This window comes from Campylobacter sp. RM6914 (assembly GCF_004803835.1).
Classification (GTDB): domain Bacteria; phylum Campylobacterota; class Campylobacteria; order Campylobacterales; family Campylobacteraceae; genus Campylobacter_A; species Campylobacter_A californiensis.
The window spans coordinates 1464200-1480975 of record NZ_CP012545.1 but is presented as its reverse complement, the minus strand read 5'-3'; the positions used below and the strand labels follow the sequence as shown (position 1 = coordinate 1480975).

The 16776-nt window shown below is 37.8% G+C and carries 17 protein-coding genes; 9 read left to right on the top strand and 8 right to left on the bottom strand.

The features are described from left to right. From CCAL_RS07660 to CCAL_RS07635, 6 genes are read left to right on the top strand one after another with little or no spacing between them, the layout of a single operon-like run. Entirely contained in the window at window positions 1-1281 is a 1281-nt protein-coding gene (locus tag CCAL_RS07660) for an anthranilate synthase component I family protein (RefSeq protein ID WP_170015977.1), read from the top strand. Beyond that, window positions 1278-2873, top strand: a complete 1596-nt coding sequence (trpD, locus tag CCAL_RS07655) for an anthranilate phosphoribosyltransferase (protein ID WP_170015798.1) — start codon at window positions 1278-1280, stop codon at window positions 2871-2873. Before CCAL_RS07660 ends, trpD begins: the two co-directional genes overlap by 4 nt. Beyond that, on the top strand, window positions 2845-3477 hold the full coding sequence (locus tag CCAL_RS07650; RefSeq protein WP_169936667.1) for a phosphoribosylanthranilate isomerase: 633 nt from the start codon (window positions 2845-2847) through the stop codon (window positions 3475-3477). The genes trpD and CCAL_RS07650 overlap by 29 nt, the downstream gene beginning before the upstream one ends. Window positions 3478-3489: 12 nt before the next feature. Further along, complete coding sequence (trpB, locus tag CCAL_RS07645) at window positions 3490-4671, top strand: tryptophan synthase subunit beta (RefSeq protein WP_170015796.1); 1182 nt, start codon at window positions 3490-3492, stop codon at window positions 4669-4671. Continuing rightward, window positions 4664-5413: a tryptophan synthase subunit alpha gene (trpA, locus tag CCAL_RS07640; protein ID WP_169936663.1), complete on the top strand. Its 750-nt coding sequence runs from the start codon at window positions 4664-4666 to the stop codon at window positions 5411-5413. The genes trpB and trpA overlap by 8 nt, the downstream gene beginning before the upstream one ends. A 50-nt stretch (window positions 5414-5463) precedes the next feature. After that, window positions 5464-6621 carry an MFS transporter gene (locus CCAL_RS07635; RefSeq protein WP_170015794.1) on the top strand — a complete coding sequence of 386 codons (1158 nt, stop codon included), beginning with the start codon at window positions 5464-5466 and terminating at the stop codon, window positions 6619-6621. Window positions 6622-6635: 14 nt separating this feature from the next. Here the strand turns inward: CCAL_RS07635 and CCAL_RS07630 are convergent, their stop codons facing one another. Further along, complete coding sequence (locus CCAL_RS07630) at window positions 6636-7271, bottom strand: formate dehydrogenase subunit gamma (protein ID WP_170015792.1); 636 nt, start codon at window positions 7269-7271, stop codon at window positions 6636-6638. Beyond that, entirely contained in the window at window positions 7268-8221 is a 954-nt protein-coding gene (locus CCAL_RS07625; protein WP_170015790.1) for a 4Fe-4S dicluster domain-containing protein, read from the bottom strand. Before CCAL_RS07625 ends, CCAL_RS07630 begins: the two co-directional genes overlap by 4 nt. 148 nt (window positions 8222-8369) lie before the next feature. Between CCAL_RS07625 and CCAL_RS07620 the strand changes: the two genes are divergently transcribed. From CCAL_RS07620 to CCAL_RS07610, 3 genes are read left to right on the top strand one after another with little or no spacing between them, the layout of a single operon-like run. Next, the gene (locus tag CCAL_RS07620; protein ID WP_169936655.1) at window positions 8370-8789 is read left to right on the top strand and encodes a chemotaxis protein CheX; all 420 of its coding nucleotides are present in this window, start codon (window positions 8370-8372) and stop codon (window positions 8787-8789) included. Next, complete coding sequence (gene fliN, locus CCAL_RS07615; RefSeq protein WP_169936653.1) at window positions 8786-9103, top strand: flagellar motor switch protein FliN; 318 nt, start codon at window positions 8786-8788, stop codon at window positions 9101-9103. The genes CCAL_RS07620 and fliN overlap by 4 nt, the downstream gene beginning before the upstream one ends. Further along, on the top strand, window positions 9100-9972 hold the full coding sequence (locus CCAL_RS07610; protein WP_170015788.1) for an excinuclease ABC subunit A: 873 nt from the start codon (window positions 9100-9102) through the stop codon (window positions 9970-9972). The genes fliN and CCAL_RS07610 overlap by 4 nt, the downstream gene beginning before the upstream one ends. Here CCAL_RS07610 and CCAL_RS07605 read toward each other — a convergent pair. From CCAL_RS07605 to CCAL_RS07580, 6 genes are all read right to left on the bottom strand, one after another. Then, on the bottom strand, window positions 9969-11411 hold the full coding sequence (locus CCAL_RS07605) for a Ppx/GppA phosphatase family protein (protein ID WP_170015786.1): 1443 nt from the start codon (window positions 11409-11411) through the stop codon (window positions 9969-9971). The genes CCAL_RS07610 and CCAL_RS07605 overlap by 4 nt on opposite strands. 16 nt (window positions 11412-11427) lie before the next feature. Continuing rightward, window positions 11428-12690: a sensor histidine kinase gene (locus CCAL_RS07600; RefSeq protein WP_172285141.1), complete on the bottom strand. Its 1263-nt coding sequence runs from the start codon at window positions 12688-12690 to the stop codon at window positions 11428-11430. A 38-nt stretch (window positions 12691-12728) separates the two neighbouring features. After that, window positions 12729-13400: a homeostatic response regulator transcription factor HsrA gene (gene hsrA / locus CCAL_RS07595; RefSeq protein ID WP_169936645.1), complete on the bottom strand. Its 672-nt coding sequence runs from the start codon at window positions 13398-13400 to the stop codon at window positions 12729-12731. A 76-nt stretch (window positions 13401-13476) separates the two neighbouring features. After that, window positions 13477-13803: a dihydroneopterin aldolase gene (locus tag CCAL_RS07590; RefSeq protein WP_169936643.1), complete on the bottom strand. Its 327-nt coding sequence runs from the start codon at window positions 13801-13803 to the stop codon at window positions 13477-13479. Then, the gene (gene plsY / locus CCAL_RS07585; RefSeq protein ID WP_170015782.1) at window positions 13800-14411 is read right to left on the bottom strand and encodes a glycerol-3-phosphate 1-O-acyltransferase PlsY; all 612 of its coding nucleotides are present in this window, start codon (window positions 14409-14411) and stop codon (window positions 13800-13802) included. Before plsY ends, CCAL_RS07590 begins: the two co-directional genes overlap by 4 nt. A gap of 64 nt (window positions 14412-14475) precedes the next feature. Beyond that, window positions 14476-16770: an ATP-binding protein gene (locus CCAL_RS07580; protein WP_170015780.1), complete on the bottom strand. Its 2295-nt coding sequence runs from the start codon at window positions 16768-16770 to the stop codon at window positions 14476-14478. Window positions 16771-16776: the final 6 nt, after the last annotated feature.

The following is a 16776-nucleotide window of genomic DNA, read 5'->3' as shown; positions in this document are numbered from 1 at the left end:
ATGCTCTTATATGAACCGATTTTTTACTACGAACAGATCAAAAACAAATTCCCTAAAAGCTACCTTGCAGAAGATAAATTTCAAGCGATAATCGGCATAGACTGCGAATATTTTGACGCTAAAAATTATGATTTAGACGCACTCGTGGGATATTATAATGCAAATCTTCAAAAGAGCCAAGCTCCGTTTGCGGGTCTTTTTGGTGTTTTTGCTCACGGAAGTGTTAAATTTTTTGAAGATATAGCCGAGCCTAGCGAGTGTGCATATGAATTTCCGGAGTTTTTTTACGCAAATGCAAATGCTTATTTACATTTTGATAAAGTGAGTAAAATTTATACATTTTACGGCGATAAGAATGATTATTACGAGTTTTTAAAAGAGCTAAAGCCATTAGAGAGTAAATATCAAGAGGCAAAATTTCAAATTTTAACAGATTTAGATGCCGAAAAGAAACATTTTGAAGATATTGTTGAAAAAGCTAAAGAGTATGTAAGATCGGGCGATGTTTTCCAAGTTGTTCTTGCAAAACAGCTAAAAATCTCATCAAATTTAGATAGCGTGGAGTTTTATAAAAAACTCAGCACGCTTAATCCAAGCCCATATATGTTTCATTTTCCCACACCTTACGGCGATATCGTAGGCTCTTCGCCTGAGCTTGTTTTTGAAATGAGAGATAAAAAAATTTTCGTTGCACCGATAGCAGGAACTCGTCCAAGAGGAAGCGATGCAAATGAAGACGAGAGGTTAAAAAACGATCTTTTAAGCGATGAAAAAGAGCTAGCCGAACATAAGATGTTAATAGATCTGGCGCGAAACGATATCGGACATGTGGCAAAGCCAAGAAGCGTAGTTGTAAAAAATCCAATGCATATTCAGTATTACGAGAGTGTTATGCATATCGTAAGCGAGGTTTATGGAATTTGCCGCGATAACCTTTCGTGGCTTGATGTTATTAGAAGTATTTTTCCTGCAGGAACACTTAGTGGAACGCCAAAAATTCGTGCCATGCAGATCATATCTGAGCTTGAAGGTCTTCAAAGAGGCATATATGGCGGCGGTATAGGATTTTTACATTTTAACGGTGACGTGCAAATGGCGATATTGATACGCTCGGCATTTTTTAATGCAAAGACCGACACAAAAGGCTTTAGAGATGTTTTTGTGGGAGCCGGTGCTGGTATAGTTTATGACTCTACTCCAAAGAATGAATACGCTGAAATTTGCCATAAACGCGCCAGTGTCGTTAGGGTTTTTAGAGATAATTGCAAAGAGGTAAGATGATACTTTTAATTGATAATTACGATAGTTTTGTTTTTAATGTAAAACAGTATTTAGAGGATCTAAGCGATGAGGAAATTTTATGTGTTAGAAACGATAAAATTACTCTTGGTGAGATAAAGTCACTAAATCCTACAAAAATAATTTTAAGCCCGGGCCCAAAACACCCAAAAGATAGTGGAATTTGTCTAAAAATTTTAAAGTCAGATCTAACCCAGCCGATACTTGGAATTTGTCTGGGTCATCAAGCGATCGGACTATGTTTTGGCGGTGTGATAAAGCGTCTTGAAAAGCCTTTTCATGGTAAGACTTCAGATATTGAAATTTTAAATGCCGAGCCATTATTTACGGGACTTCCGCAAAAATTTAGCGTCATGCGCTATCACTCGCTTTATGTCGATGAACTTAGCGAAAATTTAGAGTGTTTGGCTGTAAGTGATGATGGCGTAGTGATGGCTTTAAAGGTAAAAGATCGCCCAATATACGGTGTTCAGTTTCATCCTGAAAGCTATTTTTCACAGTATGGCAAAAAAATAATCGATAATTTTTTAAATATAAACAAAAAAGAGATGATAAAGGAGAATGAAGTGGTAAATTTTGCACCATTTATGATAAAACTACAAAAGGGTCTGATGCTTGATGGGGCTGATTACGCTGTTATTTGCAAAGCTATAAACGATAAAGAATACGACATTGTTCAGCTGGCCGGCTTGCTTGTGCTTATAAGCGAAAAGAGCCTTTATCCTGAAAGCGTTGCGGCTTTGGTGCAAAATATCCTAAAATACTCCATAACTTATAATGACCCAAGCGATATGTTTGATATAGTTGGTACCGGAGGCGATAGGTTAAAAACTATAAATGTTTCAACTACGGTTGCGTTTATACTTGCTAGTCTTGGTGTAAAGGTTGCAAAACACGGCAATAAAGCCATAACAAGCAAAAGCGGCAGTAGCGATACGTTAAGCGCGCTAGGTGTAAAACTAAGCGCAAGTATAGATGAAAATCGCGAGAGGATCAGAAATGAAAATTTGGCCTTTTTCCATGCGGCGTTTTTCCATAAAATAACAGCTGAGGTAAAAGAGGTGCGTGATCGTCTGAAAATAGGCACTTGCTTTAATATGCTAGGACCGCTTTTAAACCCGAATTTAGGACTTAAATTTCAAATGGTAGGCAACTATCTTGAAGAGGTGAACGAACTAATGGCAAAGACTCTTTTAAAGCTTGGTAGAAAACACGCCTTGGTTGTTCACGGTATGGACGGCATGGATGAGATCACACTTTGCGATGAGACGTTAGTTCATGAGGTAAGAGACGGTAAAATTTTAGAATACCGCATAACACCGGAGCAATTTGGCTTTAAAAGAGCGTTTCACGCCGACATAGAGGGTGGCACAAGCGAAGAAAACGCCGAAATTTTAAAAGCGACTTTGCGAGGCGAAGTAAAGGGCGCAAAGCTTGATATAGTCGTGCTAAACGCAATGTTTGCACTATATGCGGCAGACGTGGTTAAAACACCTATGGATGCCAAAGAGATCGTGCTTGAAGCGATAGAAAGCGGGAAAGCCTATGAGTTCTTTAAACGCTACACGTCTTAAAATTTGTGGTATTAAAAACGTCAAAGAAGCGCTTGATGTGCTTGAATTTGATGTTGATTATATAGGCGTGATATTTGCACAAAGTGTGCGTCAAGTAGCTCCTGATACGGCAAAGGAAATTTCAGCCTTAGCGCGGGAGCGGGATAGGAAGTGTGTAGGTGTTTTTGCGGGACAAAGCGATAGCGAGATAGTTGAGCTTTGTGAATTTGCAATGCTTAATGTGGCTCAAATTCATGGCGAAATAAGCCAAAGTTTATATCTTGGTCTAAAAAATTTAGATGTTGAGGTTTGGCGTGTTTTAAGTGTCTCAGAGGGTGATCTTCCAAAAACAAATGAACCAAACGACATGGTGCTTTATGACTGCAAAGGAAGAAATTTAGGCGGAAACGGTGTTAGTTTTGAGTGGCAAAAGCTTGAAAATTTAGAGCCGTTTAGCTTTGGTATAGCAGGTGGGATAGATGAAAACAACGCATGCGCGGCGTTAAAATTTCATCCACTTGTAATAGATGCAAATAGCAAGCTTGAAGATGAAAAATTTATAAAAATTCCAAGCAAGGTAGCCGTGCTAGCCGCTATAGTAAATAACAAAATGAAAATAGAATAAAGGATAAAAAATATGGATAAAAAGGCGTATTTTGGAAAATTCGGCGGTCAGTTTGTGCCTGAAACCGTGATGTTTGCGCTTGATGAGCTAGAGAGTGCGTATGAAAGTATCGCATCTACCGCACAATTTCAAGCAGAGCTAGACGACTTGCTTAAAAATTATGTTGGACGTCCTAGTCCGCTTTATTATGCAAAGCGCCTAAGTGAGCATTATGGGCATAAAATTTATCTAAAAAGAGAAGACTTAAACCATACAGGAGCGCATAAGATAAACAACGCTTTAGCACAAGCTTTGCTTGCTAAAAAGATGGGTAAGAAAAAGATCATAGCAGAAACGGGGGCGGGACAACACGGCGTTGCTAGTGCGACTGCGGCGGCACTTTTAGGGCTAGAGTGTGATGTATATATGGGTGCGGTTGATATCGCTAGACAGCAACTGAATGCTTACCGCATGCAGCTTCTTGGAGCAAACGTTGTTAGCATAGAAGATGGTCTAAAGACGCTAAAAGAGGCGACAACGGCTGCGATACAAGCATGGGTAAATGAGATAGAAAGCGTGTTTTACGTTATAGGCTCGGCTGTCGGTCCACATCCTTATCCAAAAATGGTGCGCGACTTTCAAAGTATCATAGGGCGTGAAACTAGATCCCAGCTTAAAGACTATGGCATAAAGGCTGACTATATCATCGCTTGTGTTGGCGGAGGAAGTAACGCGATAGGAATTTTTAACGAATTTTTAGATGATAAAGACACCGAACTAATCGGCATAGAAGCAGGAGGTCTTGGTGCTAACACTCCTTATCATGCGGCAACTCTTACAAACGGTCGTGAGGGTATCATACACGGCATGAAAACCATGGTGCTTCAGGATGCTTACGGCATGATAGAGGAGGTTCATAGCATATCTGCAGGACTTGACTACCCTGGTGTTGGTCCGCAACACGCATATTTGCATGATATAAAGCGTGTAAAATACTACGCTATAACTGACGATGAGTGTGTCAATGCATTGCGACTTACGACAAGGCTTGAGGGTATCATTCCTGCGATAGAAAGCTCGCATGCTTTGGCGTATTTAGAAAAGCTTTGCCCAAGTTTAGAGTCTAAAAAGACGATAGTCGTTAACGTTTCAGGCAGAGGCGATAAAGATATGGATACGATAATGGGTTATGAAAAAGGAAAAATTTATGGATAAGATAAGAGAAGCATTTAATGGCAAAAAGGCAAATATCGGCTATATCGTCGCAGGATATCCAAGCATAGAACACACGAAAGAATTTTTGCGAAATTATGACAAAAGTTCGCTTGATCTGCTTGAGCTTGGAGTGCCTTACTCGGATCCGTTAGCAGACGGCAAGCTTATAGCCGAGGCAAGTTTTACTACAGCAGCAAACGGCGTAAATACCGATAGCGTGTTTGAAATTTTAAAAGAGTGCAAGGGTGAATTTAACAAGCCGATAGTGTTTTTGATATATTTTAATCTTATATTTTCATACGGCATGGAAAAATTTGTAAAAACATGCGCGCAATACGGTGTAAGCGGGCTTATCGTGCCTGATCTGCCTTATGAGGAAAATGGTGAATTTTTCAAACTTTGCACGGCTCATAAGATAGCGCTTGTGCCTCTTATTAGCGTAACTTCAGCCTATAGAACGGATAAAATTTTAACTTCTGGATCTGGATTTATCTACGCTATCGGCGCTATTGGAGTAAGCGGCTCAAAACGTGCCAGTAATGAGCGTTTGGCAATGTTGGTAAAGGAGCTAAAGTCAAAGAGCGACCTGCCTGTTGCAGTTGGTTTTGGTGTTAAAAATAGCGTTGATGCAAATGAGGTCAAAGGCTATGCCGATGGTGCGATAATTGGCACTGCGATAGTTGAGCTAACGGCAAAATACAGCGGCAAAGAGCTGATGGATAAGATCTCGGAGCTTTTTTAAATTTAAAGAGGGAGAAGCCCCTCTTTAAATTTAACTCTCGGCAAAATTAAATGACAAACAACAAAATTTATAAATACCTAATATCTTTTGGGCATTTTTGCTCTGATGTTAATCAAGGTGCATTAAGCGCTATTTTGCCATTTTTGATCGCTACTTATAACTATGACTACACAACCGCAGCCATGCTTGTTTTGTATGCAAATATCATAGGCTCGTTTGTCCAGCCGTTTATTGGATATATAAACGATAAGAAAAATACCCCATATATAGTTTTGATCGGGCTTATACTAGCAGGTGGCGGTATGTCTTGTGTTGGATTTAGCTCAAATTTTTATCTACTTTGTTTTGCTGTAACGATAAGCGGTATAGGCATGGCGATGTTTCATCCTCAAGCCGCAAAGATCATCAACCAAGCCTCAAACGATAATAACCGTGCGATTAATATTAGTATATTTTCATTTGGCGGAAATTTAGGTTTTACACTGGGTCCGGTATTCGTATCTTTAGTTGTTTATTTTTTTGGGCTTAGAGGCATGATATGGTTTTTGTTGCCTCAAGTTATCTTTGCTATGTTATTTATATATCATTATAAGGGCATAAGCGAGCTTGGGACATATATTAAAACAAAAAAGATAGTGCAAAAAGAGAGTAAGGATGACTGGAGTGCGTTTGGCTATCTTTGTGTTGTGATCATGAGTAGGTCTATAGTTTTTCACGGTATAAACACGTTTTTGGCTCTGTTTTTTATAAGTAAATTTGGAAATTCCGCTTCAAGCGCGAGCGTTATACTAAGCACTTACTATGCTATTGTTGCGGCGGGTACGCTTCTTGGTGGGGTGCTGGCTGATAGATACGGATACCACACGGTTATCAAGTCTGCATTTACTTTTTTGTTATTTTCGATCTTTTTATTTGCAATAAATGACAACTTTTATATGGCACTTGCCGTGATTATACCGCTTGGAGCCGCTATGGGTATGTCATATAGCCCTATGGTTGTTTTAGCGCAGAGTTACTTACCAAATCACATAGGGCTAGCTTCCGGTGTTACACTAGGACTTGCCGTTAGTATAGGCGGGATAACCGCACCGTTTTTTGGCAAGATAGCCGACACTTACACTATAACATATACATTTTACGCTATATCGTTAGTTTGCGTTGTTTCAGCTCTTTTTTCATTTTTACTACCAAAATTAAAAGTAGCTTAAATTTTTAAAAATTTCTACTCTATTTTCCATAAACTATGTCTGTGTTTTGCGTATTTTTTATCTATTTTACCGCTAAACATACCGCCTAAAAGTGCTCTATTTGCCTTTGGGACAAATGCTATTAAGTGAGCTATGATAAAAAGTATTATCAAAACAAGACCTACGTTATGTAAAGTGGCCGCCCAGGTATAGAGTGAATTTGATATATCAAATCCTAATAAATTTTTATACGCTTTAATTAGTCCAGTTACGATAAGAAGAGCAATGATAAACACGGCTGCCGCGTAGGCGATACGCTGTTCTGGCAGGTATTTTGGGCTTGGAGGCTCTTTGTCTTTTTTTATCATTGCTTTTATGACAAGATAGCTATTTTTGATATCTGCTTTTCTTGGAACTATGTCAAATTCACGTTTTAGTCCATGATAAAAGATGTGATAAAAGCTAAAAAATATTAACGTAGCCGAAAAAATATAGTGCAAATTTAGAGTAAAAAAATAATCCCCACTCCACTCGAAAACTTTAGTTATATTATATCTTTTTGCTACCGGCATTTGTAAAATTCCCGTGACAATTAGCCCAAAAATACTAAAGGCTATACCCCAGTGGATTATGCGATTTTGCAGGCTCTGTCTAATGACTTTATCATTCATTTTTTATCCTTTTTGCTCTTTATGACGGCTATGCTTGCAGCACCTAATGCAGCCATAGGGGCTATTAGCGTAGCCATTGCAAGATTTTGAGAGTTGCGCAGAGGATTTGTGTGAAATTTCATATCCATTATCCCGGATTTTGACTTGTCTTTATATTTTTTAGATATAGCTTCGTCTATGGTGTTAAAATCAACCGAACTTACGTATATAGTGGAGGTTCCGCCATTTTCATTCATGCCGTATATAAAACGGCTCTTTTTCATCTCGTTTGCAATGGCAAATATCTCATCTTTTTTGCCAAATTTTATGGCATTTTTCGGGCATGCCGTTTCGCATACGGGTTTTTGGTTTTTAGCAAGTAAGTCCGCACACATATCGCACTTATACATCACGCCTCCGCCTGCAAGTTTAGGCATAACTTTTAAATATATACCAACTCCTGCTTGGCGTTGCGGCACTCCCCAAGGGCAGACATCTCTGCATTTTGCCCCGCCAACGCAAAAATCCTTATCTATACTTACAGCACCCTCGTCGCTTTTGCCTATGACTCCAAAGGGGCAGAGCTTTTGACATGGTGGATGATCGCAGTGCATACATCTGCGCGGTATAAATACCTGTTTTTCATCGATCTTTAGCGTTTCTATATAGGTAAAATTATATGGCGTTAGGCGTGAGATATTATCTTTTTGATCTGAGTAGTCCTCAAATTTCTTTTGAGGAAAATACGGCATGATGGGTTTTTTAGGAACAGGAAAAATTTGCTCATTTTTTGTGCGACAAGCACTTACGCAACGCGGTATATCAAAGTCTTTACATCCATCGCAAAGATCAATATCGATAATGCTTGCCATTGCTTTGTCCTTAACTTCGCTTGCTTGTGCATTATTTGCCGTTACGACTGTGCCAGCAGCAGACAGGGCGCTAAATTTAAAGAAATTTCGTCTGTTCATTTCATATCCTTTTTGATAATGCTACCCGTATGAGTGCGAATTTTCAGTGATAATGTTACCTTGTGCGGCGCTGGCTTGGTTGCTAAATTTATAACCTTTTTAGAAAATGCAAAGTATAATAGAGGTCATAAATTTTTAAGGAAATAAGATGAAAAACGTTATAGACGTATCAACTAGATATCTTTGCTCTGATACTTTAGGCTTTAAGCTAGAAAGTGGGTCAAGTATCGGAAACGGCTTTTATGGTGCTAGTATTCCTGTATATAAAGGCAAAGAAGAGTATCATTTTTATCTATTTTTTAAAAAAGATACGTTAAGAATTTTTCTAGAAGCGTTTTTTGGAGTTAAAGAATTTGAGGGAAATGACCTTGATGATCTTTGCAAAGAGATAGCAAACATGATCATCGGCAAAGCAAAAAATTTACTAAATGAACAAGAAGATGACGCATATAAGCTTGGAACTCCGGAATTTCTCGGTGAAGTTGATAAATTTCACGTCAAGCTTGATGAAAAATTTATATATAAAATGAAAAACCGAACTTTTCAGATAGGCTATAAAAAAGCATGAGTGAAGAGGAAAAATTAGAAAATTTAGACAGTGTTGGCTTGTTTAAAAGCTATGATGAGTTGATGGACATCGGAGTTGACTTTATCGCGGAACTTGGCACGACTACTATAAGCGTGCATGAGCTTTTAAAGCTTGAGTCAGGATCTGTTGTAGATCTTGAAAAGCCTGCAGGAGAGAGCGTGGAGCTTTATATAAATAATAGAATTTTTGGCAAGGGTGAAGTTATGGTTTACGAGAAAAACCTAGCCATCCGTATCAATGAAATTTTAGACTCTAAGTCGGTTATACAATACTTTAAAAAAGAGCTTTTATGAAAATTTTACTTACGTTTTTAATATCTTTTTTGCCCATTTTGGCTTCTAATCTACTTACATATAATATCTACGAAAGAACAGACCGTGTAGATATCATGCTAAGTTTTGATGCGCCTTATGAGGGAAATATCTTTCAAAAACGCGAGAAAAATACAACGTCTTTGATACTAAATTCGCTAAGTTTTGATCAAACCGTAAGCAAGGCTGTAAATTCTAAAATTTTACAAGAATTTGATATCGAACCTAAGCAGAATTCACTTATATTAAATTTAAAATCCCAAGATCCTATCGTAGTAAATGCTTCAAAAACTACAGATGGTTTTGGTCTTCGCATAAGAGTAAGCCCGAAAAATACACCGGCCCAAGTAGCTACAATGCCACAAGCAAGTGTAAAAGTAGAAACCCCGTCTACATCAGCCCCTAAAAACAGTAATGATCCGGTTGTGGACTCAAGGTATTTTATAATCCTTGGTGTCCTTGTCTTGCTTTTATTGTTCTTGTTTGTGTTTAAAAAGATCATGCTTGGTAAGCAAAATTTTTCAGGATTTACGGCTCCTGCCCAAGCTCCTGCAAACAAAACGAAGTCTATTAGCTGGCTTCTTAAAAATCAAAATAGTGATGTAAACGTGATATATGAAAAACATCTTGATAAGGCCAATAAGCTTATGCTTTTAAGCTATGAAAATCGCAGATATCTTGTGATAGTCGGCAACTCAAATGTTATGCTTGATAGCTTTGGTGAAGACAAGATACAAAACGAAGAGGATTTTCAAGCGTTTTTTGAAGATAATAAAAAGAAGCTAGGCTCATTTTTGGAAGAGCGCAAAAACAGCCTTAGCGACTATAAAGACAAGATGAGTATGAACTAAGCAAAGCAGATAGCAAAAAGCTCAGGCTTTGCAAGTTTTTTTATCTCCTCTTTTGACATTATTAAATTTTTAGCTCCGTAAATTTGAAGTGTATGGGCTATGAGCTCAAATTTAAGCTTCGTTCCACTGCAATTTAGATCAAGAATTTTTGCTAAAGTTAGTATAAAGCTTAACCATCTGACGTGTTCTTGCTTTGGCAAAAGTGCCTTGTATCTTTCGTACTCATATACTGTTTTTTTACCGTTTGTTCCGATGATGGCTGCGATTAGAGTTTTTTGCTCGTGTGTAAAGCCGAAATTTAGCCCGTTTAACACAAGATACGCGGAGTTTTGATGATCTCCGTAAAAGCCGATCTCTTGACCGATATTAAACAGTCTTGCTGCTGTTAGAAGATGCTCAAGATAGCTTTCATTAAGCTCATGTATAGGCGCAAGTGCTAGGAAAATTTCTTTAGCATATCTTATGATGTTTTTATTTGCAGTAGGCATAAAGCGATCTTGCAGGCTTTTTACACTTGGATTTAAATTTTGTGGAAATTTTAAACTAGGACGCAAAAAGTCACTCAAAAATACGCCCTCACGCACACCAACTCCGCTTGTGTGCACAGTTTTTGCTTCAAGTGCGTTTGCTATGGTTAAAAATATCTGCGCACCCTCTCTTATAGTATCGTGTCTGTCTTTTTTGATTAGAAATTTATTCAAGTCGTCGTAGTCGGCGTTTATTATGCTTTGTATGAAATTTTTCTGATCGCTTAGTTTATAAGAAAAGCCATGCAAGGTGTTTAGGGGATAATTTGTCTTTGTTATGATTGCAGTTGAGATAGCACGCAAACTACCACCGATAGCGATGATGTTTTGGGATTTAAAGTGTGGCGGAATTTGCTTTGATATATTTTGAACGAAAGTCGAAATTTCGCTTTTGTTTTTAGCAAATAGCTCTTTTAAGCGCACTGTTCCGATATCAAGAGAGATCGTGTCTATGATTTTTGAGTTGCTTATGCGAGCTAGCTCGGTTGAGCCACCACCTATGTCTATAGTTACGGCTTCTTTTATCGGCGATAGGAGATTATTTGCGGCTATTGCACCGTAAGTAGCTTCCTTTTTGCCGTCTATGACCTTTATGCCGATATCAAGTTTCTTGCGGATTAGTGAGATGAGTTCGCTTGAATTTGGAGCGTCACGAAGAGCGCTTGTGCCAACGCATAAAATTTTACCGCATTTGTAGCTTTTGGCTATATTTTTAAATTCGCTAAAGGCTTCGTATGCTTTTTGTAACGACTGGGCTGAAATTTCATTGTTTGAGCCATATCCACCCTCTCCTATACGAACTTTCATTTTGTATTCGCCAAGTATAAAAAATGCCCAGCGCGACGTGCGCTCAAAGATCGCCATACGCATAGAATTTGAGCCAAGATCAATAACCGCGGTTCTTTTTGCCATTTTGCTTTGCCTTGTTTTAAACTTTTTTACCGATAGAAGTTTGTTTGATTCTGTGATTTTGTATAGGCACGATAAGTGTAGAAATAGCCCCACTTCTATCGGTTCTATTTTTGATACTTACTGTAGCTCCCAGTGCTTGAGCCGCACCTTTTGCCAAAAATAACCCAAGTCCGGCTCCGCCCTTATCGCCAAATCTCTTAAACGGAGCAAATAGATCCTTGCTTTCATCTATGCCGACACCTTCATCGGTAACTTCGATTATAAAATTTGAGTTTGCGACTTTTGAAGATATTGTGATTTTTGCTCCGGTTGGCGAAAATTTGATAGCATTTTGAACGAAATTTTGTATAACATGAGTTAGTAATGTTGTTTGAATTTTCATATTTAAAATTTTTGGCTCAAGATTTAAGATAACTTCTTTGCTTTCTTGATGAGCTAAAATTTTAAAGCCGTTTCCAAGCTTTTCTAAAAAACTAATAACATTAACATTTACAGGCTCTTCAAATTGTGCGCCCTCTTGTCGCCCGATCTCTAAGATAGAACTTATCATGGAATTCATGGTTTTTATGGCTTCGTTGTTTGATACCAGCGCCTCCATATAACGCTCTTTGTCACGCTCTTTTAAAAGAGTAACTTCGTTTTTTGTTTTCATGACCGCCAGTGGTGTTTTTAGTTCATGTGCAACACCGACGAAAAGCTCCTTTTGGTATTTTACAAAGGTTTGTATTCTATTTATGAGTTTATTTATACTGTTTCCAAGCGGACAGAATTCTTCCGGAAGATGCTTAAAATCTATCTCTTTTAAAAATTTTTCATCAAGATTGATTAGTTTTGTTGTTAGTATTTTTATCGGTACTAGCATCATTCTTGAAAGCAACAATGCATAAAAAAGCACCAGCAGTATCGCACTTGCGTTTACCATCATGATATCGATTAGAATTTGATCTACTATTTTACTTTGTAAAGTTGTATCTTTTTTAAGGATCATATACGAATCGCTATCGTAAGGGTAGTTTAACGTCATAAAAACATGAGTTTCCTCTTTTTGCATAGAGTAGTAAGGTTTTTGGTTTTTTTTGGTGTTAGTGTGTATGATTTGGACATTACTTAGCGTTTTATGCGGTATTTGAATGTCAAAATTTTTTAGATTATTTGGATTAAATTTCTCTTTGTTTTCAACTATGCTTTTTGCTTCAAAATTTAGATCCTGAACGGCAGTTTCAAAAATAGTTACTTTGATGTAGTAGTAGAGTATTACCGAGATAATTACAACTAGCATCATCGATGCGGATGCCAGTTGTAATATAAATCTAGTTCTTAAGCTTTTTTGGGAAAGCAAAATCTATATCCGCGTCTTCTTACTGTTTCGATAGTTGAGATATTTAAAGGTTTGTCCATTTTTTGGCGAATTTGGTTGATCGCAACTTCGATAACGTTTGGAGTAACTAGCTCAGGCTCTTCCCAGATAGCGTCAAGAAGTTGCTCTTTACTTACGATTTGATCAGAGTGACGAGCAAGATGTGTTAATACCTCAAAAGGTTTGCCTTTAAGCTCTATGTCGCGTCCTAGGTACGTTATCTTTTCTTCGTCAGGGTTAATGATAAGGTCGTCGATCTTAATGATATTTGTTCCGCCAAAGCGAAGTTTAGCTTCTATTCTAGCAACCAAAACATCAAAATCAAATGGCTTTCTTATGTAGTCATCAGCACCGGCACGAAGCGCTTTGATCTCGCTATCTTTGTCATCTTTTGCCGAAAGAACAACAACAGAAGTGCGAGGTGACTTGTGTTTGATAACATTTATTAAGTCTACGCCGTCTCCATCTGGTAGCATCCAGTCTGTTAGCACTAGATCGTAATTTCTAATACCGATATAATACTCGGCATCTTTGAAATTTTCGGAGCTATCGGTTTGGTAACCAAACTCTTGTAGACCTTCCGCGATGGTCTTGTTTAGGGTTACCTCGTCTTCAACTATTAAAATTCTCATTTTAATTCCTTGTTTTAAAATTTAAGCGCGATTGTATCATAAATTAAGCAATTTTTCAAGATACTTTAATAAATTTTTAATAAATACTTTCTACTTTTGCGCCCACAAGGGCATTTTTTAAAATTTCTAACTTTAAAATTTCTAAATTTAGACTTGTTAAATTGCTGAATTTTTGCTTTAAAGCAATTGAAATTTTTTCAACCGACTCTTCTACGCTTTGAAATTTATGCTCATTGTAAAAATTTTCAATGAAATTTATGATCTCAACATAGTCGATAAAACCATCGCTTGTAAAATTTGCATTTATGCGAATTTTTTGCGGCTTTACTCGCTCAAAATCAAGCATGCCGATTATGGTTTCAAACTCATAATCCTTAATCAAAGTCGTGATTTTTGTTGTCATATCACTTTTTTCTCTTCGCCGCAAATGAGGCGTTTGATATTTGGTGCGTGTTTATAGATCACGATAAAGGCGATAATTAATATCGGAGCATGTGAGTTTATCTCTAAATTTGGGTGCAAAATAAAGCTTGAGATAACAAGTGCAACAAGTGCTAGAAGTGATGCTAGAGAGCTTATTTTAAGTATTTTTCCAATGATAAACCAAACCGCAAGTGCTATTAAAAGCTCAAAATGTAGAAAAAACCCAAGCACCCCGGCTCCCGTTGCCACGCCTTTGCCGCCTTCAAATTTTAAAAACGGTGAAAAACAGTGTCCTATAACTGATAAAACTGCCATCGCCCAAAGAGTTTGCTCGCTAAGTCCGATCATTTTTGCGATGATTAATGGTAAAAGTCCTTTTAAAACATCAAAAACCACGGTTAAGACGGCTATTTTTTTGGCTTTTTTTGGCTCTTTTTCTTTTAGTACGCGTAAAACATTTGTAGCGCCTATACTTTTACTGCCAGAGTGCGTGATATTTACGTTGCAAAAAAGTTTGCAAAAAACGAGCCCAAAAGGTATCCCGCCTAGTATGTATGCTAGTAAATATGCTATTAAATTTTCATTCATGTCTTAACCTTGTTTAAATTTAAAAACCGAGATGATAATTAAAATTTGCTGATAATTTTATAAATCATCTCCACAAAAGAACGATTTTCTCGTCATAAATGTCGCTTTTTTTAGGAGCAAGGGCGATGGTGTTTAGGGTGATATTTTTTATATCATAGCTATCTTTTAGTGCCTGGGCTTCGTTCGTGAAATTTTGGATCAACTCCTCGATCTTAGCATTTATCGCCTCAACACTCTCTTCGCCAAGTTTTACGTCGGTTCTGTTTTTTAAGACTTTGTTTGCACTTTTTACACTAGTGGCGATCTTACCGACACTGGTTTTTGTAACACCTCTTGAGCTTCCCAAAAATGCCCCAAGTAGGCTTGAGCCTATGTTAATTATCGCTTCAAGACCGCTCGCATTCATCTCTCGTTGCTCTTTTTCAAGCCTTGCGGTTGCCTTGCTTAAAGCATCTCCGAGCCTTGCTTGCTCTTTTTGAAATTTTTGTGTTAGATCAGCGGTTTTTTGCTCTAAAATTTCATTGCATTTATCGCTAAGTCTTACGTAAAACTCCTCTTTGCTTTCATCTGGGGTTGAATTTATCCCCATGGCTTCAAAGAGCTCTAGCTTGCGGTTTCTAAACATAAAGTCTTTAAAATCGCGTTCGAAATTTTTGAAATTTTTAGCGTTTTGGATGAAATTTGGCAGCTCCTTAAAGCTTGCATCGTCTTTTTTGCTTGTTAAACTTATATCTAAATCTTCCGATGCCTCTAGCCAGTTTATGGAATTTTGCGTTTCATCGAGTTCATAAAGATAGCTCACGTCTTTTGTTGTTTCGATACCTTTTTTGGCGTCAAAGTAGCGAATTTTAGCCTTTGCAAATAGACAAGGAGAGAGAAATTTGTTTTCGTTTAGAGCAAAAATTTGCTCTATCTCGTTTGATAAGACGGGTTTTGTTCCGCCTGTTTTTGCTAAATTTTTACTTATCTTATGTTGTAAATTTGTCTTTTTCTCGTTCATTAAATTTGAAATTTGATCGCGTGATAAAGAACCTTTTAGGTAGCTTAGCGCCCATCTTGTCGAGATGATATTTAGTCCGTCTTCGTTTATGTTTTTAACTAAAAAGTGCCTTTTGGCTAAATTTGATATGGTGTTTCCTATCTCGTTTTTATCAAGCGACGAGCCTGAGATTCCTATTAGGCCGTCGATCACCCTCGCTTTGTCTTGAGCTGTTTGAAGTCGCCCTATAAACCAAGTGCCGATATTTGATAAACCTTTATAGTCAAGATCGACAGGGTTTTGAGTGCTTAAAACACAGCCTATACCAAAGGCGCGGGCTTGTTTTAAGAGTGTAAGCATAGGTGTTTTTGACGGAGGATTGGAATTTGGCGGGAAAAATCCGAAAATTTCATCCATATAAAGTATGGCTCTAAGTGAGCTTGTGCCCTCTGTCGTGCGCATCCAGGCGATGACTTCGTTTAGTAGAAGCGTTACAAAAAACATTCGCTCTTCATCGCTTAAATGCGATATGGTAAAGATGTTGCATTTTGCTTTGCCGTTTGCATCAAAGAGCATTTTTGAAATATCAAGACGAACGCCTTCGCTCCAGCCTTTAAAGCTTGGGCTTGCTAAAAGTGCGTTTATCTTCATTGCTAGTTTCATGCGCTCGGCGCTTGGATAAAATGTTTCTATGTCAAAAACGCCGATTTTGCTAAATGAAGGAGAGGCGATAAAGCCGATAAGGTCTTCTATCGTTACATCTTTATCCTCTTTAAATTTACTCTCAAATATCTTTGCGATGAGTAGTTGCTCTTTTGAGCTCATGTCGTCATCTTTGATACCCACCAAAGATAATACCGAAGCCGTTAGCGAGTTTATATATGCACTAAAGCTCTCTTCGTCATCCATCTTTGGCGCATGAAAATCACTAAGTAAAGCTATGCCGACTCCGGCACTACTTTTTGGCGTGTATATCGTTATATCGGCACTTTCTTTGAGTGTTTTTACGCGTGAAATTTCTTGAAAACTGCTTTCTATGCCTTTACGCCAACTCTCAGCTTGAAGACTTGCTGATTCACTTATACTTATGCCCTTGTTTACGGCTTCATTTTCGTCGATATATGGGACAAAGTCATCGCTTGTTAAATTTTCAAATGTCAAAGCAAGGTTTGTCATATCGCCTTTTGGGTCGATTATGATCGAAGGAATATTATCTATACAAGCCTCTTCAAGAAGTGTTATGCCAAGACCTGTTTTACCGCTTCCCGTCATACCGATAATGGCTGCATGAGTGGTTAAATCCTTGTTTTTATAAAAAAATGGCTCTTTATCTTTAATACCTAGATAAAATAGCTTTAAATTTTCTTGTATGCTTTTCATGTTTTG